We start from the raw sequence: 21,649 nt of genomic DNA, 5'->3' as shown, positions 1-21,649 counted from the left end.
GAAATGTCAGGCCATGCCGGATCGGATGAGGTCCGCCCCAGCTACCGGGCCCTTGCCCGTTGGCTGGAGACCGCGCCGGCCGACCTGCTTCAGGCCCGGTCGCGTCAGGCGGAGCTGTTCTTCCGCCGGATGGGGGTGACCTTCGCCGTCTATGGCGACGTCGAGTCGAACGAACGCCTGATCCCCTTCGATGTCGTGCCCCGGATCATCGGTGCCGCCGAATGGACCGATCTGGAAAAGGGCCTGAAGCAGCGCGTCGGCGCCATCAACGCCTTCCTGAAGGACATCTACGGCCCTCAGGAGTGTATCAAGGCGGGCGTCGTCCCGGCCGAACTGATCTTCACCAATCCCCACTACCGGCCCGAAATGCAGGGCCGCCGGCCTCCGGGCGACATCTGGACCCATATCTGCGGCGTCGATCTGGTCCGCACGGGCGAGGACGGCTTCGTGGTGCTGGAGGACAACTGCCGCACCCCCTCGGGCGTCTCCTACATGCTGGAGAACCGCGAGATGATGATGCGGTTGTTCCCCGACCTGTTTGCCGAACACCGCATCCGCCCGGTCGAGACCTATACCGACATGCTGCTGGCCTCCTTGCGGGCCAGCGCCCCGGACCAGGCCGGCGGCGACCCGAACATCGTCGTCCTGACGCCCGGCCCGTTCAACTCGGCCTACTACGAACACTCGTTCCTGGCCGATAAGCTGGGCGTCGAGCTGGTCGAGGGCGGGGACCTGTTCGTCAACGACGACATCGTCTTCATGCGCACGACCGAGGGGCCCAGGCGCGTCGACGTCATCTATCGGCGTGTCGACGACGACTGGCTGGATCCGCTGATGTTCCGCCCGGATTCGACCGTCGGCGTACCCGGCATCATGGCGGCCTATGCGGCGGGCAATGTGACCCTGTCCAACGCCGTCGGCACGGGCGTGGCGGACGACAAGGCCGTCTACACCTACATGCCGGAGATCATCAGGTTCTTCTCCGGCGGCGAACCCATCCTCGGCAATGTGCCCACCTGGCGCTGCCGCGAGCCTGACGCTCTGAAAGAGGTCCTCGACAAGCTTCCCGAGCTCGTCGTCAAGGAGGTCGGCGGCTCCGGCGGCTACGGCATGCTGGTTGGCCCCGCCTCGACCAAGGCGGAGATCGAGGACTTCCGCAAGAAGCTCATCGCCGACCCCGACGACTTCATCGCCCAGCCGACCCTGGCCCTCTCGACCGCCCCGACGCTCGACAACGCGGGCGGCCTGTCGCCCCGCCACGTCGACCTGCGCCCCTTCGTCCTGTCCAGCCCCGCCGGCATCCGCGTCGCCCCGGGCGGCCTGACGCGCGTGGCGCTGAAACAGGGCTCCCTGGTCGTCAACTCCAGCCAGGGCGGCGGCACGAAGGATACGTGGGTGCTGGATGATTAGGTCTTTCCACTTTCCGCTCATCCCCGCGAATGCGGGGACCCAGTGCTTTGGGCGATCATCGCGTCAGGCAGTGGCGGCCTTCATCCAGATTAGTGACTCACAACAGAACTGGGTCCCCGCTTTCGCGGGGATGAGCGGCAATCAATGCTGAGCCGCACCGCAGAAAGCCTTTACTGGACCGGCCGCTACATGGAGCGCGCCGACTTCCTCGCGCGCATCCTCGAGGCCGCCGTGCGCCTTGCCGCGCTCCCGGCCCGCGACGGGGCCGCCGCCACCGCATGGGCCTCCGCCATCGCCTCGGCCGGGGTGTCGAAACAGTTCGCCGCCTCGGGCCGCACCCCGTCCGAGAAGTCGGTCCGCGAGTTCCTGGCCTTCGCGCCGGACAACTCCACGTCCATCCGCGCCTGCATCACCGCCGCCCGCACCAACGCGCGCTCGGTCCGCACGGCCCTGACGATCGAACTGTGGGAGGCCATCAACGGCGCCTGGAACGGCCTGAACGAGTTCGGCGAACCGTCGAAACGCGATGACTTCATCCGCTATCTGGAGTGGGTGAAGGGCGTCTCCCTCGCCGTCGAGGGGGCCTCGTCGCGGACGATGCTCCGTAACGACGCCTATTGGTTCCTGCGACTGGGCGGGGCCATCGAGCGCGCCGACAACACCGCCCGCCTGCTGGATGTGAAATATCATCTGCTGCTCCCGGCCGGCGAACGCGTCGGCGGCCAGCTCGACTATTTCCAGTGGACCACCCTGCTGCGGGAAGTCTCCGCCCTGACCGCCTACCGCTGGGTCTATCGCGAGAGCGTCCGCCCCTGGCTGGTCGCCGATCTGATGGTCCTGAACCGCCAGATGCCCCGATCCCTGGCCAGCTGTCAGGGGATGATCGTCTCCTACCTCGACCGTCTCGCCACCGACTATGGCCGTCGCGGCCCGGCCCAGCGCCTCGCCTCCGCACGCCTGACGCGCTTCAACGAGACCAATATCGAAGAGATCTTCCAGTCCGGCCTGCACGAATACATCCTGGCCTTCCTCAGCGAGAACAACGCCTTGGCCAGCGCCATCCACGACCAGTACCTGGTGTAAGATGCGTATCCGGATCGACCACGAAACCCGCTATTCCTACGACCGCGCCGCCCGGTTCATCGTCCAGGTGCTGCGCCTCACGCCGCGCTCGACCGAGGGCCAGCAGGTCCGCGACTGGCGCATCGAGACCGACGTCGACGCCCATCTGCGCCGCTCCGAAGACGCCTTCGGCAACATCGTCCATACCCTCTACACCGAGCGTCCGACGACGACCCTGATGGTCCGGGTCACCGGTGAAGTCGCCACCGTCAACACCGGCGGCGTCCTGCGCGGAAGCCCTGAGCGCCTGTCGCCGCTTGTCTTCCTGCGCGACACCCCCCTGACCCACGCCGACGGTCCTCTGCGTCAGCTCGCCGCCGAGGTGGGGGAGGAGGGCGACACCCTGGCCCGTCTGCATCGGTTGATGAGCGCGATCCACGGCACGGTCGCCTTCATGGTCGGCTCGACGACCGCCGACCACACCGCCGCCGACGCCTATGCCCAGCGCCAGGGCGTCTGCCAGGACCACGCCCAGATCTTCATCGCCGCCGCCCGCCGCATGGGCATCCCCGCGCGTTATATCTCCGGCCACCTGCACCGCACCGACGGGATCGAACATCAGGACGCCGCCCACGCCTGGGCCGAGGCCTGGATTCAGGATCTGGGCTGGGTCGGCTTCGACGCCGCCAACGGCATCTGCCCGACCGAACACTATGTCCGCGTGGCTTCCGGCCTTGACGCGCTGGGCGCCTCGCCCATTCGCGGCACCAGCTACGGCGGCGGCCGCGAGACCATGAGCGTCGCCCTTCGTGTGCGCCAGATGCAACAGACCCAGCAGCAACAGCAGTCGCAAGGCTGGTCGTGAACGCTGTTAACCTCGTCTTGAAGTTCGAATCTGTTAACTTCAGACCTTCGTTTCGAAGGAGGTCCCGTCCAGGGACCGGACTTTCTGCATGACTTACTGCGTCGGCATGATGGTGGAAGAGGGTCTGGCGATGATCGCCGACACCCGCACGAACGCCGGCGTGGACAACATCTCCTCCTACAAGAAGCTGCACGTCACCGAAGTCCCGGGCGAGCGGGTGATCGCGATCGCCACCGCCGGCAACCTGTCGGTGACCCAGATGGCCCTGGCCCAGGTCTCCAAGGGCATCAAGATGCCCGGCAGCGAGGAACTGGAGACCCTGGCGACCGTGCCCAGCATGTTCCGCGCCGCCCAGATCCTGGGTCATGCGCTGCAACAGGTGCGCGCCGAGATCTCGCCCTCGCCGGAGGCGGACGCCTCGCGCCTCAGCGCCAGCATGCTTCTGGGCGGTCAGGTCAAGGGCGGCCAGCTGCGCCTCTATCTCATCTATTCGCTCGGCAATTTCATCGAATGCGGGCTGGACACGCCGTATCTCCAGATCGGCGAGCTCAAATACGGCAAGCCCATCCTGGACCGCGCGCTGCGTCCCGACACCCCGATGGCCGAGGCGGTCAAGCTGGGCCTGATCAGCTTCGATTCGACCATCCGTTCGAACATCGCTGTCGGTCCGCCGTTCGACATGATCGTCATTCCGCGCGACCTGCTTCACGGCGACCAGCGCCGCATCGAGGCCGACGACCCCTATTTCAAGGACCTCGGCCGCCGCTGGTCCGAAGCCCTCGCCCAGGCCCACCGCGACATGCCGACCCCGCCCTGGATGGAGGATGAGCCGTTGGTGATGCGACCGAGTATTTCCGTGGTCGGCTGACGGCCCTGCGACGGTTGCCGCTGGCGTCCGCCGCGCCCGGTGCTAGCGTCACGGCATGAGCACCCGATCCCGTACCGCCGCCCTGTTCACCTCCCTCAGCCTGTGGGTGATGATCGCCCTGGTCGGAGGGCTCGCGGCGGGCGCGGCGGCCCAGGCCTACGGCATCCCGGGCGGGGTCGGCACGGTGGCGGTGATCGACAGCCTCGGCCAGCTCTGGCTGAACGCCTTGAGGATGACCATTATCCCGCTGGTCTTCAGCCTTCTGGTCACCGGCATCGCCTCGATCGCCGACGCGGCCGCGACCGGCCGGCTGGCGCTCAAGGCGGTCATCGTCTTCGCCGTCCTGCTGGTCTGCGCCACCATCTACGCCTTCGCCGCGTCTCTGGGCCTGCACGCGCTGTGGCCCATCGGCGCCGAGGGCTCCGCCGCCCTTCTGGCCGGCACCAACGCTGCGGCGGCCCAGGACGTCGCCGCCAATGTCGGCGGCGGAGGCTTCTCCGCCTTCTTGACCAGCCTGGCTCCCGCCAACCCCATCCGCGCCGCCGCCGACGACGCCATCCTGGCCATCGTCGTCTTCGCCATCGCCTTCGGTTTCGCCACCACCAGGCTGGAGGCCCGCCTGCGCCAGCCCGTCGCCCTCTTCTTCGAGGCCGTGGCCAGCACCATGATCGTCATCGTCCAGTGGGTGCTGGCGGTCGCGCCCATCGGCGTCTTCACCCTGGCCTTCGGTGTCGGTCTGCGCGCCGGCCTCGGCGCCGCCGGGGTCCTGGGCCACTACATCGCCCTGGTCTGCCTCAGCCTGATCGGCCTGATCCTTTTGACCTATGTCGTCGCCACCATCGCGGGCCGCATCAGCCTCGCCCGCTTCGCCCAGGGCGCCGCCCCGGCCCAGGTCGTCGCCTTCTCGACCCAGTCCTCGCTCGCCTGCCTGCCCATCATGGTCGAGCGCGCCGTGGGCCGGCTCGGCGTTTCGTCCGCCACCGCCGGCCTCGTCCTGCCCCTGGCCGTCGCCGTCTTCCGCATCACCTCTCCGGTCGCGAACCTGGCCGTCGTCATCTATGTCGCCAAGCTGACGGGGACGGAGATCACCACCGCCACAATGCTGGCCGGAGGCCTCGCCGCCCTGGCCGTCAGCGTCGGCACCGTGGGCCTGCCGGGTCAGGTCAGCTTCTTCGCCTCCATAGCGCCGATCTGCCTGGCCATGGGCGTGCCGCTGGAGGTCCTGCCCCTCCTGCTGGCGGTCGAGGTCGTTCCCGACATCTTCCGCACCGTCGGCAACGTCACCGCCGATCTCGCCGCCGCCCGAATCGTCGAAGGCCGCGATGCGGCGGCTGATCCGGAAGCGGCGGCGGGGATCTGAGAGCGTCTCAACCCTTGCGGCGCTCTGGTTCGATCAAGCCCGCCACTTCAACTTGTCCAGCGCCGCCGCGGCGCGCAGCACGGCGGTCGCCTCCGCCGTCTGGCCGCACGTCAGAAGCCAGGCCGCCCGTCGCACCGTTTCGGCCAGGGCCTCGTGCGCGTCGATGGGCGGGGTCTCCAGGGGCATGACCCGGACGTCCGGCGCCATCGACCCATCCTCCCAGCCGCCCCGGATCGGCTTGAGATCGATCAGCGCCGCGTGGCTCTTGCGGGTCCAGCCCTCGGCCCTCGCGCGCCGCCGGAGATTGGCCAGCCCGACGTCGAACCGCAGCGCGACGGACGGGGCGGATTCTCCCGCCACATAGGCCTGCCGGACCCGCGCCCAGGTTTCCGGACCCCGATATTTTCGAAGTCGATGATGATCCATGGGCGCAGGCTCGCACACGCCTGCGTCGAAATCGGTCGCAGGGCGATGGCGTCGTTTGCGGTCTTGTGTGGAAATTTGCATGGCCGACCTCACCGAACGGGTCGGTTTTTGCGGTCATTGCCTGGCGGAAATCGTCGCGAACTGGTCGGCGGCGGCCAGCACTGCAGAGGACGCAGAATTCGAGAGACGGCTCGGCCGGCGAAAACCTGGGCGGGCTTACATCGAGCCGAGCCGTCAGCCCCCACAGAGGCTGTCTCAGTCTGACAGGCGGATGCGGTGCGCGCTACCCCGTGACGGCCCGGACATTTCGTTCTCCAGCAGAGCCCGGGCCGCCACGCCTACCCAGGGTTAACGAGCCAGACCCTGTGACGCTTCCTGACGAAACCTCACCGCCGCCGATTATTTCCGGTCGGGCTTGGTCAGTCGAAGAAGAACTGGGGCGTGGTGCCGATCAGGACGTAGTTGGGCTTCCAGCTCCCGTCGGGCTGTTCATACAGATAGGCCCAGAAGCCGATCGGACCCTCCGCCGCGCGAACGATGTAGGTCAGCTTGCAGAAATCCTCGGTGACGCACTCGGACTCGATCACCTGCCAGCCCGAGATCGCGCCGTAGGTGGTGGTGATGAATGTCGTCTGCGACGCCAGCTGGGCGATGTCGGTCGTCTTCTGTTCCAGAAGCGTGCCCCGGAACAGGTCGGTATAGGCCTTGGGCGCGTCACCGGCCTGCAGGGTGTGGAAGAACGGCTGCATCAGCCTGTCCGCGCTCGCCTGACCCTCCGCGCTGATCGGAGGCAGTGTCTTGTCCTGGGCCGAGGCGGCCGAGGCCCCGCAGAGCAAGCCTGCAACGGCCATGCCGACAAAAAGACGTTTCATGTTCGCGGCTCCTTCAGGGTCTTAATGCGCGAAGGCCTGGATCGGCTTCACGTCCAGATCGTCCGCCTGGATCGCCCCGATGGCCTGGGCGGCCGCCAGGGCCCCCGCCGCCGTCGTGTAATAAGGCACCTTGGTCATCAGGGCCGAGCGGCGCAGGCTGAAGCTGTCCTGCAGCGACTGCTTGCCCTCGGTGGTGTTGATGACCAGCTGGACGTCGCCGTTCTTTATGGCGTCGACGATGTTCGGACGGCCTTCCAGCACCTTCTTCACATAGCCGACCTTCAGGCCTGCGGCCTCCAGATAGGTGTGTGTCCCGCCGGTGGCGATGACCTCGAAGCCCTGGGCCAGCAACAGTTTCACCGCCTCGACGATGAAGGGCTTGTCGTCATCCTTGACCGAGACGAAGGCGCACCCGGACGTCGGCAGGATGGTCCCGCCGCCGATCTGGGACTTGGCGAAGGCGCGGGCGAAGGCAGGCGCCATGTCGGTCTCGCCAGGACGCTTGAAGTCCAGGCCCATGACCTCGCCGGTCGAGCGCATCTCGGGCCCCAGGATGGTGTCGACCCCGGCGAAGCGGGCGAATGGGAAGACCGCCTCCTTGACCGCGATATGGTCGTAGGGGACGTCCTTCAGCCCGAAGCTCGACAGCGGCACCCCGGCCATGACCTTGGCGGCGATGGCGGCGACCGGCTGGCCGATGGTCTTGGCCACGAAGGGCGCGGTCCGCGACGCGCGCGGGTTCACTTCCAGCACGAAGATGCGCGGGTTGTCGCTATGCGGCTCCTCGATGGCGAACTGCACGTTCATCAGCCCGCGCACCTTCAGCGCGCGCGCCATGGCTTCGGTCTGGCGCTTCAGTTCGGCGACCGTCTCGGGCTTCAGCGACCACGGCGGCATCGAACAGGCGCTGTCGCCCGAGTGGACGCCGGCTTCCTCGATATGTTCCAGCACCCCGGCCACGAACACCGTCTCGTCGTCGCACAGGGCGTCGACGTCCACCTCGGTGGCGCGGTTCAGATAGTGGTCGATCAGCACGGGATCGTCGCCCGACACCCGCATGGCCTCGCCGACGTAGCGATCCAGCCCCTCGCGGTCGTGGACGATCATCATCCCCCGCCCGCCCAGCACATAGGAGGGACGCAGCACCACGGGATAACCCACCCGATCCGCTTCACGCGCGGCTTCCTCGGCCGAGCGCGCCAGGCCGTTCGGCGGCTGCAACAGGCCGATGTCGTTCAGCATGACCTGGAACCGCTCGCGGTCCTCGGCCAGGTCGATGGAGTCCAGCGACGTGCCCAGGATCGGAATGCCGTCCTCGTGCAGGGCATGGGCCAGCTTCAGCGGCGTCTGGCCGCCGAACTGCACCACGACGCCGATCAGCTCGCCGTTCGACCGCTCGACCTCGATCAGCTCCAGCACGTCCTCGGCCGTCAGCGGCTCGAAATACAGGCGATCCGAGGTGTCGTAGTCGGTCGACACCGTCTCCGGATTGCAGTTGACCATGATGCTTTCGACGCCGATGTCCGCAAAGGCGAACGCCGCGTGGCAGCAGCAGTAATCGAACTCGATCCCTTGCCCGATCCGGTTCGGCCCGCCGCCCAGAATTACCGCCTTCTTTCTGTCGGTTGGCTCGGACTCGCAGAGCGGAATCTGGCCCAGGGCGCCGGTCTCATAGGTCGAGTACATATAGGCCGTGGCCGATGCGAACTCGGCCGCGCAGGTGTCGATCCGCTTGAAGACGGGGCGGACGTTCAACGACCGTCGCAGGGCCCGAACCTCGCGCTCCGTCGTGCCGGTCAGTTGCGCGAGACGGGCGTCCGAGAAGCCCTTGGCCTTGAGGCGACGGAAGGCGGTCGCATCGTCATCCCGCACAGCATTTTCACCCCGTGCATCCCGGCGAAGGCCGGGATCCAGATCGCGAACACTGTCCTGACCATCGAGCCCTCCATCTGGACCCCGGCCTTCGCCGGGGTGCACGGAGGAGGGGGACGGCATGCCCGGCAGCCCCTTGACCCGGATGTGCCCTTCCTCCCGCACGATGTCGGCGATCTGGCGCAGGAACCACGGCTCGTAGGAACAGGCGGCGTTGACCTCCTCGACCGACAGGCCGTGGCGGAAGGCCTGGGCGATGACACGGATCCGGTCCGGGGTCGGCATCCCCAGCGCCCGCACGACCGCGGCCCGAGCCGAGGCGTCGTCCTCGACATCCACCGTGCCGTCGATCTCGATCTCGTCGAAGCCCGACAGGCCGGTCTCCAGGCCGCGCAGGGCCTTCTGCATCGATTCCTGGAAGGTCCGGCCGATGGCCATTACCTCGCCGACCGACTTCATCGAGGTGCCCAGCAGGGGCTCCGAGCCCGGGTATTTCTCGAAGGCGAAACGCGGGATCTTGGTCACGACATAGTCGATCGACGGCTCGAACGAGGCCGGCGTCACCTTCGTGATGTCGTTTTGCAGTTCGTCGAGCGTGTAGCCCACAGCCAGACGCGCGGCGACCTTGGCGATGGGGAAGCCGGTGGCCTTGGACGCCAGGGCCGAGGAGCGCGACACGCGCGGATTCATCTCGATCACCACCATCCGGCCATCGGCCGGATTGATCGCCCACTGCACGTTCGATCCGCCGGTCTCGACGCCGATCTCGCGCAGGACATTGATCGAGCCCGTGCGCATGCGCTGGTACTCTTTGTCGGTCAGGGTCAGGGCCGGGGCCACGGTGATCGAGTCGCCCGTGTGCACGCCCATCGGGTCGATGTTCTCGATCGAGCAGATGATGATGCAGTTGTCCGCCTTGTCGCGGACCACCTCCATCTCGTACTCCTTCCAGCCGAGCACGCTTTCTTCGATCAGGACTTCGGTGGTGGGGCTCAGGTCCAGCCCGCGAAGCACGATCTCCTCGAACTCCTCGCGGTTGAAGGCGATGCCGCCGCCGGTGCCGGCGAGCGTGAACGAAGGACGGATCACGGCGGGCAGGCCCACGAACTCCAGCCCGTCCAGCGCCTCTTCCATGGAATGGGCCGCCTTGGACTTCGGCGATTCCAGGCCCAGCTTGTCCATGGCGTCGCGGAATTTCTGGCGGTCCTCGGCCTTGTCGATGACCTCGGCCTTGGCCCCGATCATCTCGACGCCATACTTCTCCAGCACCCCGTTCGCATCCAGCGCCAGCGCCGTATTCAGCGCCGTCTGCCCGCCCATGGTCGGCAACAGGGCGTCGGGCCGTTCCTTGGCGATGATCCGCTCGACGAACTCCGGCGTGATCGGCTCGATATAGGTCGCATCGGCCATGTCCGGATCGGTCATGATCGTGGCGGGGTTGGAGTTGACCAGGATGACCCTATATCCCTCGGCCTTCAGCGCCTTGCACGCCTGGACTCCGGAATAGTCGAACTCGCAAGCCTGACCGATCACGATCGGCCCCGCGCCGATAATTAGAATAGACTGGATATCCGTACGTTTCGGCATCTCAGCCTCCCTCTAGTTCGTCACGACCGCGCACTCCCAGCCGTCGTAGTCCAGCTGAAAGGCCGCAGCCCAGGATTGCATCATGGCGCTGACGGGGGCGAAGCTGGCTTCGTCCACCGCCATCGTCGTTTCAAGAATGGTGGCGTCGTCCTGACCCCGGGTCAGAAACCCCGCCCGCCGCGCGACCTCGTTGAGGTCATCGTGGTCCCCCTCGCCGTAGAAGAAGAACAAAGTATGGCGCGGCGTGACCCCCGTATCCCCATGGGTCAGCAAGGACGCGCGGATCATCGCATCCCGTTCGTCATGGCTGATCACGTCCTCGTCCAGGGTCGTCGTCTTTCGCGCGCGAACGCCCGTCGGCGAAGGGCTCGCGCGGCGGGGTCGGTTCAGGTTGTCGGCTAAGCGGCCCGTCTAAAGACGGGGGGGCGGGGGAGCAACCCTCTTGTGACGCTTCAGGCGCGTTCCGCGATCCAACCCGGCAGATCGGCGATCGTCTCCAACAGCCCGAAGCGCGGGTGATCGATGGGCGGCTCGGCGATCTCATGCGCCCAGGTGACGTGATACGGAATGTGAACGGCGAACGCCCCGGCCTTGATGGCCGGCAGGACGTCCGACTTGACCGAGTTGCCCGCCATCACGGCCTCGTCCGCGCCCGTCCCATGCCGGGCGAAGACGCGCTCGTAGGTGCCGCGATCCTTCTCCGAGACGATCTCCACCGCCGCGAACAGGTCGCCGAGCCCCGAAGCCGCCACCTTGCGCTCCTGATCCATCAGGTCGCCCTTGGTGATCAGGACCAGGCGGTAGCTTTCCGACAGGGCGGCCAGCGCCTCATCGACGCCGGGCAGGGTCTCTACCGGATGGGCCAGCATCTCGCGACCGGCGGCCAGGATCTCGCGCACCACCTCGGGCGGTGCGCCCCCGTCGCACAGCTCCATCGCGGTTTCGATCATCGACAGGGTGAACCCCTTCACCCCGTAGCCGTAGAGCCGAAGGTTACGGCGCTCGACATCGGCGAGGCGGGTCTCGATCGTCTCAAGGTCGCCGTGGGCGTCCAGAAGCTCCACGAAGCGAGCGTGCGTCAAACGGAAGATCGTCTCGTTGTGCCAGAGGGTGTCGTCGGCATCGAGGCCGACGGTGGTGATGGTCATGGCCAGGCTCCGACTGCGCGCCGGTCGTCTCGCGCGGCGAGCGGCCTACGTCAACGGGACCGCGGTTCGCCTGCTGGAAGGACTTGCCCCTGGAGCGTGTCTGTCGTTGATCGGAAACATGCTGGATCCAAGTGAGCTCTCCTCGGCTGTGATCGTCGGTGCGTCCGGCGGGATCGGCGGCGCCATCGCCGACCGAATCGAGGCTGAGGGGCGGTTCGCCCAGGTGCACCGACTGTCCAGATCACAGGGCGGTCTGGACCTCGAGGACGAGGCCAGCATCATCAGCGCGGCTGCGCGCGTTGCCGAAGGGCCGGCCCCGACTCTGGTGATCGTCGCGACCGGGGTGCTCCAGAGCGGGCTTGAACCGGAGCGGTCCTACAAGACCATGACGGCCGAGCATCTGATGCGCGATTACCGGATCAATGCCATCGGGCCGGCCCTGATCGCCAAGCATTTCGTGCCGCTTCTGCCGCGAGATCGGCCCTCGAAGTTCGCGGCCCTGTCTGCCCGTGTGGGGTCGATCGGCGACAACCGGCTGGGCGGCTGGCACAGCTATCGGGCGTCGAAGGCGGCGCTGAACATGATCCTGACGAACCTCGCGATCGAGATGGCGCGCTCGCACCCCCTGGCGATCTTGGCCGGGCTGCATCCCGGCACGGTCGACACGGCTCTGAGCGAGCCCTTCCAGCGGGGCGTGCGGCCGGAAAAGCTGTTCACGCCCGCCTATTCCGCCGAGCGGATGCTGGCGGTTCTGAATTCTCTGACCCCCTCCGACAGCGGCGGGGTCTTCGCCTGGGACGGGGCGCGAATACCCGCCTAGCTCACGCTTCAGTCGAGCGCGTTGACCCGGAGACGGCATCGCTTTAGTCACGCCGCCGTTTGAGCGCCGGGATTCGGTGCTATGAGGCGCTCCATGACCGCACAGCTTCTTCCCGGCGCGACCGGCGTCCTCGTTCTTGCCGATGGCACGATCTTCCAGGGCATAGGGGTCGGCGCGGCCGGTTCTGCGCTCGGCGAGGTGGTCTTCAACACCGCCATGACCGGGTATCAGGAGATCCTGACCGACCCGTCCTACATGAGCCAGATCCTGGCCTTCACCTTCCCGCATGTCGGCAACACCGGCACGAACGTCGAAGACATCGAACAGATGGGCGGCGGGTCCGACACCTCGGCGCGGGGCGCGATCTTCCGCGACCTGCCGACCGACCCGGCCAACTATCGCTCCGACGCCAGCTTCGACGTCTGGATGAAGCGCCGCGGCGTCGTCGGGCTGGCGGGGATCGACACCCGCGCCCTGACCCAGCGGATTCGCGACCACGGCGCGCCCCACGCCGTCATCGCCCATGATCCCGAAGGCAGGTTCGACCTCGACGCCCTGGTCGTCCAGGCGCGCGAGTGGACGGGGCTGGTGGGCCTCGACCTCGCCAAGCCCGCCTCGACGCTGCAGGCGTTCGAATGGAACGAGGGCCTGTGGGAATGGCCGGAAGGTCACCCGAAGACCGAGGGCCGCAAGAATGTGGTGGTCGTCGACTACGGCGTGAAGCGAAACATCCTTCGGGCCCTGGCCTCGACAGGCGCCAAGATCACCGTCGTTCCGGCGACGACGACCGCCGAGGAGATCCTGGCGCGCAGCCCTGACGGCGTCGTCCTGTCCAACGGGCCGGGCGATCCGGCGGCGACGGGCGAGTATGCGGTGCCCGAGATCAAGAAGCTGGTGGAGAGCGGCAAGCCCGTCTTCGGCATCTGCCTGGGCCATCAGATGCTGGCGCTGGCCCTGGGCGCCAGGACCGTGAAGATGGATCAGGGTCACCACGGCGCGAACCATCCGGTGAAGGATCTGACGACCGGCAAGGTCGAGATCGTGTCGATGAACCATGGCTTCACCGTCGACCGCGACAGCCTGCCGGACGCGGTCGAGGAGACCCATGTCAGCCTGTTCGACGGCACCAACTGCGGCATCCAGTTGAAGGACCGCCCGGTGTTTAGCGTCCAGCACCACCCCGAAGCCTCTCCGGGACCGACCGACAGCCTCTATCTGTTCGACCGTTTCAGCGACCTGATGAAGGCCTGAGATGAGCGGGGCGGCCGCGTCATCGGCCTATCTGGGCTGGCTGGGCGCGGCGCTGACAACGCGGGCGAAACCGGTCGAGGCGGAGGGCGGGACCGTGGATGCGGTGCTGGGCTACGCCACCGGCTACGACGCCCACGACATCGCCCCCTTCGTGCGATCGTTGCGGGCGGTGTTCGACGGCCAGATCGCTCTGGTGGTCGATGATCGGGCCGATGTGCGGGCCCTGTTCGACCAGCACCGGGTCCGGATGCTGACGCCGGCCAGGATCGACGGGTGGGAACCCCATGCCGTCATGGGCCGGTTCGCGGCCTTTGATCGTTATCTGGCGGAACGGGCCGATATCCGCAGCGTCTTGATCACCGACGTCCGCGACGTGCTGTTCCAGAAGCCCCCCTTCACCCCGCAGCCGACGGGCCTGGAGGTCTTCGTCGAGGGCGACCGCCTGGGCGATCACGCCTTCAACATGAAATACCTGCGCGCCCTGGTCGGCGAGGCGATGGCCGAGGCCCTGGCGCCGGCGCCGGCGATCTGCGTCGGCACGGTCATGGGGCCAAGGGCGGAGGTCGTCCGCTTCTGCCGCATGGTCCTGATGCTGGCGGCGGTGCCCCGTTCGGAGTTCGGCGGCGCGTTCGGGGCGGATCAGGCGGCCTGCAACATCGCGATCCACATGGGCCTGCTGAAGGCCGAGGTGCGCGAGAACTACGGCCGGGTCGCCACCATCGGCCTGACGCCCGGCGACACCCTGGGTCTCGAAGACGGACAGGTCGTCAATCCCGACGGCTCGATCAGCGCCGTCGTCCATCAGCATGATCGTCACCCGCATCTCGCCGCCGCCATGCACGAGCGCTGGGGGCAGGGGCTGGAAGTCAGGGAGCGGGTTCGGCCCAAGGGTGCCGGCCATCGGTGGCGAAAACTGAGGGATTCAATACTGCGACGGTTGCCCGAGCCGCGCTGAGTCAGACCGATGGGGAGTTTCGTCCGATCGGTCCGGACGAAAAAAAGCGGACAAAACGGACGAAACGGACGAAATCCGCGCGGCTCGCATGACGACGATGTGCGGCTATCGGCGCACCCTTTTTTCGACTGTCAAAGACCCGACAACGAAGATGGGCGCCGGATCACCGGACGCAAGAGGGCGGTCCGAATAAAATCCTAAACACGGCATGGCAGTGCCGCCGGGCCTCAGGGCAAGGGGGCGAAGCTCTTTTCTTCGCGAAGCGCGCAGGCCTTCTTCACGGCCACGGGCGCGGCGTGCAGCCAATAGTCGGCATCTTCGGGTCGGTCTGCCTGTTTCCGCTCCATCCCGCGCAGGCGGCGCTGGGCGGCGTTGGCCAGGAGGCGGGCGTGGAGCGCGCGCGGGCTGAGGTCGTGCACGACCGGTGCGTAGGGGGTGGCGACGGGATCGGGTCCAATGGGCTCGACCGCCGGTCGGGCGATGGCGATGAACATGGGAACGGCTCTGGCTGAAAGGATGGGGCGGTGCTTCTGCGCCGGAGTAACAGTGGATTAACCCTGTCGTCTGTGGATAGTTCCGTATTTGGACCGAAAAATGTCCAACCAAAACATGATGTTATGGTCGAGGTTTCGCCTTCTTGGTTAATGATTGGTTAACCGCGCACTGGCCGTCTCGCGCGCTATAGGGGGCGGGTGCGTTTCGATGACCGCTTCCTTGAGGAACTGAAGGCCCGCCTTCGCCCGTCCGACGTGATCGGCCGGTCGGTGAAGCTCAAGCGTCAGGGACGCGAGTGGGTGGGGCTGTCGCCGTTCTCAAAGGAGAAGTCGCCGTCCTTCTTCGTCAACGACGACAAGGGCTTCTTCCACGATTTCAGCTCGGGCAAGCACGGGGACGTCATCTCCTTCCTGCAGGAGACGGAGAGGCTGAGCTTTCCCGAAGCCGTCGAGCGGCTGGCCGCCGAGGCCGGGATGCAGATGCCGGTCGAGGACCCGCAGGCGGCCGAGCGCGAGGCCAAGAAGCAGGGCCTTTCCGACTGGATGGACCTGGCCCAGAAATGGTTCGCGGCGAACCTGCGTCGGTCCACCGGCAAGGCGGCGCGCGAGTATCTCGAACGACGCGGCCTGCCTGAGGATCAGTGGGAGCGCTTCGGTCTGGGCTATGCGCCGAACGACCGCGAGGGGCTGAAGGCGGCCCTGGTCCAACGCGGCGCCAAGCCGGGCGATCTGGTCGAGATGGGGATGCTGATCTCGCCCGAAGGGGGCGGTGCGCCCTACGACCGGTTCCGCGACCGGCTCATGTTCCCGATCCTGGATGCGCGCGGGCGTCTGGTCAGCTTCGGCGGTCGGGCCATGAACCCGGACGACCGGGCCAAATATCTGAACGGTCCGGAAAGCCCCCTCTTCCACAAGGGCGCCACCCTCTACGGCCTGCCCGAGGCGCGGCGCATCCTGGGTGCGGAATCCAAATCGACCCAGGCCGTGATCGTGGTCGAGGGCTATATGGACGTGATCGCCTGCCAGCGTGCGGGCCTGCCGGCCGTGGCGCCGATGGGCACGGCCCTGACCGAGGATCAGATGGCCTTGCTGTGGCGGGTCTCCTCCGAGCCGGTCCTCTGTTTCGACGGCGACGGAGCTGGCCAGCGCGCGGCCTATCGCGCCATCGAACGCGCCCTGCCGCTACTGAAGCCCGGCCGGTCGTTCCGCTTCGCCCTGCTGGAAGGGGGGCAGGACCCCGACGACATCCTGCGTGACAAGGGCGTCCCGGCGCTGAGGCAAGCGATGCAGGAGACCCGGACCTTCGCCGAGGTCCTTTTCCATCGGGAAGCCGAGGCGGAGCCGCTGGATACGCCCGAGCGTCGCGCTGGGCTGAAGGGCCGGCTGCGGGCAGCCGCCGCCGCCATCCAGGACAAGGACCTGGCCGAACAGTATCGCCGGGAACTGTTCGACCGCTTCGACGCCTTGTTCCCTGCTAGGCCGCGAGGATTAGTCGGAAACCCACAGTCTAGCACTGGCGGACGCTGGCGGCCGGGCCCGCCGCCGAAGCTCGGCCAAACCGCGGAGGGCGCTTCGGCTATGCACGCGCTGAGTAGATCTCTCGAGCCACTACCAGCCGCGCTAGCCCACGGGGCGATCGAAGATCCCGACCGGATAGACGACTATCTGGAAGAAATTTCAAAGCACGGATTCGGCGACCCATCGCTCGAAGGATTGGCGAACGAACTCGTTCGGCTGCGTTTCTCTGGTGCTGTGTCCAACAGCGCTGTTCTTCGTCACCGACTTATTTCAGCGGGGTTCGAAGACTTGCTCGCTGAAATTGATCGTGCTGCTGCAAAATCAAAAGCACGCTTTCTGAATGCAACAATGGAAATTTCAGAAGCCCGTGCCGTGTGGCTAGAGGCTTATGAGGCGATGTCTCACCTGCTTGCGCTGAATAATGAAGTCCAAGCAGCGATGAGTGCTTTGGGCGAGGGCACCGGGTCAGAGGTCTTCGCTCGCCTAAAAGGAGAACGCGACGCGCTGCGCCGGTCCATTATGTCCGGGACGAACTGGCGAGAATAGAGGAAGGCCATTTAGTTGGTTTCGAGAAGGCAGACGCTTGACTCTGCGGCGCTGCGTCGCCATTTCGCGACCTCCGGACACGATGCTTTAGTGCGCGAGGTCGAGAAGGCGGCGGCAAAGTCCGGCGCGCCTTTCCTGGCCGCGAATGCGCCCCTCGCCGAAGCAAGGGTCCGGTGGTCGCAAGGCTTCGACGCCCTGACCCGCGTCGCGGGCCTGGACGCGGCGCTGGCGTCAGCGAAGTCGGGGGCGGATCATGCCTTCGACGCATCCGCCTTCAGTCGTCTGAAGGCGGAGCGTGATGGATTGCGCCGAGCCATCAAGACCGGGACGATTTGGGACGATGAGGCGGGTTCGTAACGAACTCGCGCGCTATGCGTTCTCTTTCCGACCGACTGTTGCAAATTTACCAAGGGGCGCCGCCCGCCCTGAGGCCGGAGAGTTTGACTGAATGACCGATACGCAGGAACAGCCCGAAGCAACCACCGCCGATGGGCCGCTGCTCGATCTGACCGACGCCGGGGTCAAGAAATTCATCAAGCAGGCGAAGGCGCGCGGCTATGTGACGATGGAGGAGCTGAACAAGGTTCTGCCGTCCGAAGAAGTCACGCCGGATGCGATCGAAGATACGCTGGCGATGCTGTCCGAAATGGGCGTCAATGTCGTCGAGGCCGAGGAAGACGCGGCGGAGACGACCGGCGGTGAAGTCGCTGAGCGCGCCGAGACCTCGGTCACCGAGGGCGATGCCAAGCCGACCTATGACCGTACCGACGACCCCGTGCGCATGTACCTGCGCGAGATGGGCTCGGTCGAACTGCTGAGCCGCGAGGGCGAGATCGCCATCGCCAAGCGGATCGAGGCCGGTCGCGACGCGATGATCTCGGGCCTGTGCGAAAGCGCCCTGACGTTCGAGGCCATCATGGTCTGGCGCGACGAGCTGGCCAACAACCGCATCCTGCTGCGCGAGGTCATCGACCTGGACGCCACCTACGGCGTGCTGAACCCGTCCTCCCTGCCGCACAACCAGCCCCAGCCCCCGATCCCCGGCCAGCCCGTTCCGCCGAAGCCCGAGCCCGAGCCCGGTTCGGCAGAGGCTGCAGAGGCGGAAAAGGCCGAGCAGGATGAGGAGGACGAAGACTTCGACGACGGCGGAGGGATGTCGATCTCGGCGCTGGAGGCGGAGCTGCGCGACGGGGTCATGGAGACGCTGGACGCCATCGCTTCGGACTTCGACGCGTTCAGGAAGCTGCAGGAGAAGCTGGTCGATACGCGCCTGAAGGGCGAGGACCTGAGCGCCAAGGACCGGAAGGCCTATGAGACCCTGTCGGCGGCCATCTCGGGCCGGCTGAAGACGCTGAAGCTGAATAACAACCGCATCGAGGCCCTGGTCGAGCAGCTGTATGCGATCAACAAGCGGCTGATCGGCCTGGAAGGCCGCCTGCTGCGCATGGCCGACAGCTACGGTATCTCGCGCCCCGAGTTCCTGAAGGCCTATTTCACCCGCGAGCTCGACCCCAACTGGTCGGAAACGGTCAAGGAGATGGGTGTCCGCTGGACCAAGTTCAGCGACGACCAGTCGACCCAGATCGCCACGATCCGCGCAGACGTCGCCGCCGTCGCGACCGAGGCCGGCCTGCCGATCGACGACTATCGCCGCATCGTCCAGACCGTCCAGAAGGGCGAACGCGAAGCCCGTCAGGCCAAGAAGGAAATGGTCGAGGCCAACCTGCGCCTCGTGATCTCCATCGCGAAAAAGTACACGAACCGCGGCCTGCAGTTCCTGGACCTGATCCAGGAGGGCAACATCGGCCTGATGAAGGCGGTCGACAAGTTCGAGTACCGTCGCGGCTACAAGTTCTCGACCTACGCCACCTGGTGGATCCGTCAGGCGATCACGCGGTCCATCGCCGACCAGGCGCGGACCATCCGCATCCCGGTGCACATGATCGAGACGATCAACAAGATCGTCCGCACCAGCCGTCAGATGCTGCACGAGATCGGCCGCGAGCCGACCCCGGAAGAGCTGGCCGAAAAGCTGGCCATGCCGCTGGAGAAGGTCCGCAAGGTCCTGAAGATCGCCAAGGAGCCGATCAGCCTCGAGACCCCGATCGGCGACGAGGAGGATTCGCACCTGGGCGACTTCATCGAGGACAAGAACGCGATCCTGCCCATCGACGCGGCCATCCAGTCCAACCTGCGCGAAACCACCACCCGCGTGCTGGCGTCCCTGACGCCGCGCGAGGAACGCGTCCTGCGTATGCGCTTCGGCATCGGCATGAACACCGACCACACCCTGGAAGAGGTCGGTCAGCAGTTCTCGGTCACCCGCGAACGCATCCGTCAGATCGAGGCCAAGGCCCTGCGCAAGCTGAAGCATCCCTCGCGGTCGCGGAAGCTGCGGAGCTTCCTGGACAGCTGAGGTTAGGCAACAGGCAACAGGGCCGCTTCCGAAAGGGGGCGGCCTTTTTTCTTTCCCCTCTCCCGGTGGGAGAGGGCTTGAGGCTCGCAGAGCGGAGCGATGCGCCTTCAGCCGAAAGGGTGAGGGGCTGGCATTGAAGTCGGCGTGAGCCGTGTCCGTGCGACGGCTCACGCCGACTGGGCCGCCGACCCCTCACCCTTTCACGCAAGTCTGATCGCTGACGCTCTCAGGCGTTCAAGCCCTCTCCCGCAGGGAGAGGGAGATGGATCGCCAAACCGACCAATCCCCCACGCCAGTCTGACCAAACCCGCCAGCGCCTCCGACCGATTCTGACGTAACGTCGGTCCATGGTGCGTCCATGACAGAGAGACGCGAGATCAAGCAGCGGTCCCAGGCGGTGTGGGACAGGGTCAGGGAGGCCTATCTGGCCGGCGAACCGGCGGCCTCGGTCGCGCGACGGTTCGACGTCGGTTACGGCAATCTGAGGTACCGCGCCCATTCCGAGGGCTGGACCAGGAAGGCCGCGATGGCGGGCGAGGCGACGGAAGCAGCAGCTGAGGATCTGCGTCTGGCCGGCCGCGCCGACCCTATCGCAGCCGCGCCGCATCAGGCGTTGCCCGACATCGACCCGGACGAGGCGAACGCCGCAGGCATTCGGCATGCCGCCGCCCTGATCGCCGCCGGACGGGGGGCCGAGGCGCTGAGCCTGCTCAAGGCGGTGCAGGGGCTGGCGCAGACGCTGGAGGCCACGGCCGCTTACGACGAGGAGCCCGAACCCGATCCCTTCGACTATGACGCCCTTGAAAGACTTTCCCTCGAGATGGCGGTGAAGAACGCCGAGGCCATGTTGGGCGACACCGGCTACGGCATCACCTCCGCCTTCGGCCACGCGGCCTATCACTGGCGGGCTGCGAACCTAGGGCCCGAGATCGCCCGGCATGATTTCGAACAGGGCGTCAGCGGCGGCTGGGCGGGCCACTATTGGGAGGAAGACGGGACGCTGAAGCCGCTGGATATCCGGCCGCCGCGCAGTTGGTAGGTCAGGCCGCCCGTTTGGCGGCGAAGGTTCCGTTGGGCACGGGGTGATGCCCGCTGTCGCCGACATCATTGCACAGCTAACACTGAGTGATGACTGAAGAAGAGCAAATCACCCTCATTAACGCGGTCGTTTATGGCTACGGCCAAGCTCGGATTGCGAAGGCTCAGCGGGAATGCCGAGAGTTCGTCCACTACACCTCGGCTGAAGCTGCCTTATCGATTATCTCGAATGCAGAAGTCTGGCTGCGAAACAGCGCCATCATGAACGATTGGTCGGAGATCGCTCATGGCGAAGAGTGCTTCAAGTACGTCCTGTATCAGGACAACGAGACTCGGCATCGTTCCGAACAGGTGTTGGACCTCGTCCGAAAGGGCCTGCACGCCGACATTGCCTCCTATTTCGACCAGAGCGCCCCGCTCCGACGCTCGCACACTTATCTGATCTCGATCTCAGAACATGGCCCCGAGTACGTCGGCCCAGGGGTGGTCATCAACGATTCCGAGTATACCTTTGGACGGCTTTCGATGTGGCGCGCGTATGGGAATGCGGGCGGCATCGCCCTAGTATTCAAACAAGAGCCATTCTTTGGGGAGTTGGATCTGAACGCCTACTCCGCGCCGGTGTTCTACGGCGGCCCACAAGAGTTTGGGATTGAATGGGAACGCCTTCTTTCGAGGATCATCGACAATATCGAAGCCATTCGCCAGATCCCTAACGGATTATTCGAAGAGGAACTGAGGCGGTCCATCCACATGTCGAGCCTATCCTGCAAACATCCTGGCTTCCGGGAGGAGCGCGAGTGGCGAATTACCTATAGTGCCGATCCGACTGGCGAAGGTTTCGACGACGACGTCTTCAATGCGAATAATGCCATTAAGCGAGAGCTTCGCTCCGTCAACGGTGTGCCACAGCGGCTCTACAAGCTGCCACTCAAGGACAACGAGCCGCTGGGCATAAGAGGGATCAGTCTTCCCGATGTTCTAAACCGGATCATAATTGGCCCTACTCAGTACCCTATGGTCCTGTTCGACGCGCTCTACATGGCGCTTGTGCGTGCTGGTGTGCCCGATCCGCACACGAAGATTGCGATCTCGAACATTCCACTTCGTACCTAGGTTGCAGTGACCTGGCGGTGAGCCG

The 21,649-nt window shown here is 66.0% G+C and carries 19 protein-coding genes; 13 read left to right on the top strand and 6 right to left on the bottom strand.

The window, feature by feature from the left end; all coding sequences use genetic code 11:
* The first annotated feature begins 3 nt into the window (after positions 1-3).
* The 5 genes from ACW171_RS09465 (at position 4) to ACW171_RS09445 (ending at position 5,565) form a co-directional block, all read left to right on the top strand.
* The gene (locus ACW171_RS09465) at positions 4-1,410 is read left to right on the top strand and encodes a circularly permuted type 2 ATP-grasp protein (protein WP_492092926.1); all 1,407 of its coding nucleotides are present in this window, start codon (positions 4-6) and stop codon (positions 1,408-1,410) included.
* 144 nt (positions 1,411-1,554) lie between these two features.
* Positions 1,555-2,493: an alpha-E domain-containing protein gene (locus ACW171_RS09460; protein ID WP_492092925.1), complete on the top strand. Its 939-nt coding sequence runs from the start codon at positions 1,555-1,557 to the stop codon at positions 2,491-2,493.
* Position 2,494: 1 nt separating this feature from the next.
* Positions 2,495-3,337 carry a transglutaminase family protein gene (locus tag ACW171_RS09455; protein WP_492092924.1) on the top strand — a complete coding sequence of 281 codons (843 nt, stop codon included), beginning with the start codon at positions 2,495-2,497 and terminating at the stop codon, positions 3,335-3,337.
* Positions 3,338-3,425: 88 nt separating this feature from the next.
* Positions 3,426-4,205, top strand: a complete 780-nt coding sequence (locus ACW171_RS09450) for a proteasome-type protease (RefSeq protein WP_492092923.1) — start codon at positions 3,426-3,428, stop codon at positions 4,203-4,205.
* A gap of 55 nt (positions 4,206-4,260) precedes the next feature.
* Positions 4,261-5,565, top strand: coding sequence for a dicarboxylate/amino acid:cation symporter (locus tag ACW171_RS09445; RefSeq protein ID WP_492092922.1), 1,305 nt, complete (start codon positions 4,261-4,263; stop codon positions 5,563-5,565).
* Between the two features lie 33 nt (positions 5,566-5,598).
* On the opposite strand, the gene ACW171_RS09440 is transcribed toward ACW171_RS09445, so the two are convergent.
* The 5 genes from ACW171_RS09440 to ACW171_RS09420 form a co-directional block, all read right to left on the bottom strand.
* A complete protein-coding gene (locus ACW171_RS09440) occupies positions 5,599-5,991 on the bottom strand; it encodes a hypothetical protein (RefSeq protein WP_492092921.1) in 393 nt (130 codons plus the stop codon).
* Positions 5,992-6,410: 419 nt separating this feature from the next.
* Positions 6,411-6,863: a hypothetical protein gene (locus ACW171_RS09435; RefSeq protein WP_492092920.1), complete on the bottom strand. Its 453-nt coding sequence runs from the start codon at positions 6,861-6,863 to the stop codon at positions 6,411-6,413.
* A gap of 21 nt (positions 6,864-6,884) precedes the next feature.
* Positions 6,885-10,322 carry a carbamoyl-phosphate synthase large subunit gene (carB, locus tag ACW171_RS09430; protein ID WP_492092919.1) on the bottom strand — a complete coding sequence of 1,146 codons (3,438 nt, stop codon included), beginning with the start codon at positions 10,320-10,322 and terminating at the stop codon, positions 6,885-6,887.
* Positions 10,323-10,334: 12 nt separating this feature from the next.
* Positions 10,335-10,637 carry a hypothetical protein gene (locus tag ACW171_RS09425; protein ID WP_492092918.1) on the bottom strand — a complete coding sequence of 101 codons (303 nt, stop codon included), beginning with the start codon at positions 10,635-10,637 and terminating at the stop codon, positions 10,335-10,337.
* A gap of 137 nt (positions 10,638-10,774) precedes the next feature.
* Positions 10,775-11,470, bottom strand: coding sequence for an HAD family hydrolase (locus ACW171_RS09420; protein WP_492092917.1), 696 nt, complete (start codon positions 11,468-11,470; stop codon positions 10,775-10,777).
* Between ACW171_RS09420 and ACW171_RS09415 the strand changes: the two genes are divergently transcribed.
* From ACW171_RS09415 to ACW171_RS09405, 3 genes are all read left to right on the top strand, one after another.
* Entirely contained in the window at positions 11,469-12,290 is an 822-nt protein-coding gene (locus ACW171_RS09415; protein WP_492092916.1) for an SDR family NAD(P)-dependent oxidoreductase, read from the top strand. The genes ACW171_RS09420 and ACW171_RS09415 overlap by 2 nt on opposite strands.
* A gap of 93 nt (positions 12,291-12,383) precedes the next feature.
* Positions 12,384-13,541 (top strand): glutamine-hydrolyzing carbamoyl-phosphate synthase small subunit, encoded by a 1,158-nt coding sequence (gene carA / locus ACW171_RS09410; protein WP_492092915.1) that lies wholly within the window; start codon positions 12,384-12,386, stop codon positions 13,539-13,541.
* A 1-nt stretch (position 13,542) separates the two neighbouring features.
* Complete coding sequence (locus ACW171_RS09405; RefSeq protein ID WP_492092914.1) at positions 13,543-14,496, top strand: hypothetical protein; 954 nt, start codon at positions 13,543-13,545, stop codon at positions 14,494-14,496.
* Between the two features lie 227 nt (positions 14,497-14,723).
* On the opposite strand, the gene ACW171_RS09400 is transcribed toward ACW171_RS09405, so the two are convergent.
* Positions 14,724-14,990, bottom strand: coding sequence for a hypothetical protein (locus tag ACW171_RS09400; RefSeq protein WP_492092913.1), 267 nt, complete (start codon positions 14,988-14,990; stop codon positions 14,724-14,726).
* Between the two features lie 198 nt (positions 14,991-15,188).
* Here ACW171_RS09400 and dnaG point away from each other — a divergent pair, with 198 nt between their 5' ends.
* From dnaG to ACW171_RS09375, 5 genes are all read left to right on the top strand, one after another.
* On the top strand, positions 15,189-17,054 hold the full coding sequence (dnaG, locus tag ACW171_RS09395) for a DNA primase (protein ID WP_492092912.1): 1,866 nt from the start codon (positions 15,189-15,191) through the stop codon (positions 17,052-17,054).
* 90 nt (positions 17,055-17,144) lie between these two features.
* Complete coding sequence (locus tag ACW171_RS09390; protein WP_492092911.1) at positions 17,145-17,411, top strand: hypothetical protein; 267 nt, start codon at positions 17,145-17,147, stop codon at positions 17,409-17,411.
* A gap of 91 nt (positions 17,412-17,502) precedes the next feature.
* Positions 17,503-19,470 (top strand): RNA polymerase sigma factor RpoD, encoded by a 1,968-nt coding sequence (gene rpoD / locus ACW171_RS09385; RefSeq protein ID WP_492092910.1) that lies wholly within the window; start codon positions 17,503-17,505, stop codon positions 19,468-19,470.
* 358 nt (positions 19,471-19,828) lie between these two features.
* On the top strand, positions 19,829-20,509 hold the full coding sequence (locus ACW171_RS09380; protein ID WP_492092909.1) for a hypothetical protein: 681 nt from the start codon (positions 19,829-19,831) through the stop codon (positions 20,507-20,509).
* A gap of 89 nt (positions 20,510-20,598) precedes the next feature.
* Entirely contained in the window at positions 20,599-21,624 is a 1,026-nt protein-coding gene (locus tag ACW171_RS09375) for a DUF2971 domain-containing protein (protein WP_492092908.1), read from the top strand.
* Positions 21,625-21,649: the final 25 nt, after the last annotated feature.

The organism is Brevundimonas sp. FV1ye28 (assembly GCF_058681135.1).
Note: the sequence above shows the minus strand (reverse complement) of the source record. Positions and strands in the feature narration are given on the sequence as shown.

Excerpts from the sequence above, each read along its gene's own strand:
- ACW171_RS09465 (WP_492092926.1), top strand. The coding sequence starts at position 4 with ATGTCAGGCCATGCCGGATCGGATGAGGTCCGCCCCAGCTACCGGGCC.
- ACW171_RS09460 (WP_492092925.1), top strand. The coding sequence starts at position 1,555 with ATGCTGAGCCGCACCGCAGAAAGCCTTTACTGGACCGGCCGCTACATG.
- ACW171_RS09455 (WP_492092924.1), top strand. The coding sequence starts at position 2,495 with ATGCGTATCCGGATCGACCACGAAACCCGCTATTCCTACGACCGCGCC.
- ACW171_RS09450 (WP_492092923.1), top strand. The coding sequence starts at position 3,426 with ATGACTTACTGCGTCGGCATGATGGTGGAAGAGGGTCTGGCGATGATC.
- ACW171_RS09445 (WP_492092922.1), top strand. The coding sequence starts at position 4,261 with ATGAGCACCCGATCCCGTACCGCCGCCCTGTTCACCTCCCTCAGCCTG.
- ACW171_RS09440 (WP_492092921.1), bottom strand. The coding sequence starts at position 5,991 with ATGGATCATCATCGACTTCGAAAATATCGGGGTCCGGAAACCTGGGCG.
- ACW171_RS09435 (WP_492092920.1), bottom strand. The coding sequence starts at position 6,863 with ATGAAACGTCTTTTTGTCGGCATGGCCGTTGCAGGCTTGCTCTGCGGG.
- carB (WP_492092919.1), bottom strand. The coding sequence starts at position 10,322 with ATGCCGAAACGTACGGATATCCAGTCTATTCTAATTATCGGCGCGGGG.
- ACW171_RS09415 (WP_492092916.1), top strand. The coding sequence starts at position 11,469 with ATGGCCAGGCTCCGACTGCGCGCCGGTCGTCTCGCGCGGCGAGCGGCC.
- ACW171_RS09420 (WP_492092917.1), bottom strand. The coding sequence starts at position 11,470 with ATGACCATCACCACCGTCGGCCTCGATGCCGACGACACCCTCTGGCAC.
- carA (WP_492092915.1), top strand. The coding sequence starts at position 12,384 with ATGACCGCACAGCTTCTTCCCGGCGCGACCGGCGTCCTCGTTCTTGCC.
- ACW171_RS09405 (WP_492092914.1), top strand. The coding sequence starts at position 13,543 with ATGAGCGGGGCGGCCGCGTCATCGGCCTATCTGGGCTGGCTGGGCGCG.
- ACW171_RS09400 (WP_492092913.1), bottom strand. The coding sequence starts at position 14,990 with ATGTTCATCGCCATCGCCCGACCGGCGGTCGAGCCCATTGGACCCGAT.
- rpoD (WP_492092910.1), top strand. The coding sequence starts at position 17,503 with ATGACCGATACGCAGGAACAGCCCGAAGCAACCACCGCCGATGGGCCG.
- ACW171_RS09380 (WP_492092909.1), top strand. The coding sequence starts at position 19,829 with ATGACAGAGAGACGCGAGATCAAGCAGCGGTCCCAGGCGGTGTGGGAC.
- ACW171_RS09375 (WP_492092908.1), top strand. The coding sequence starts at position 20,599 with ATGACTGAAGAAGAGCAAATCACCCTCATTAACGCGGTCGTTTATGGC.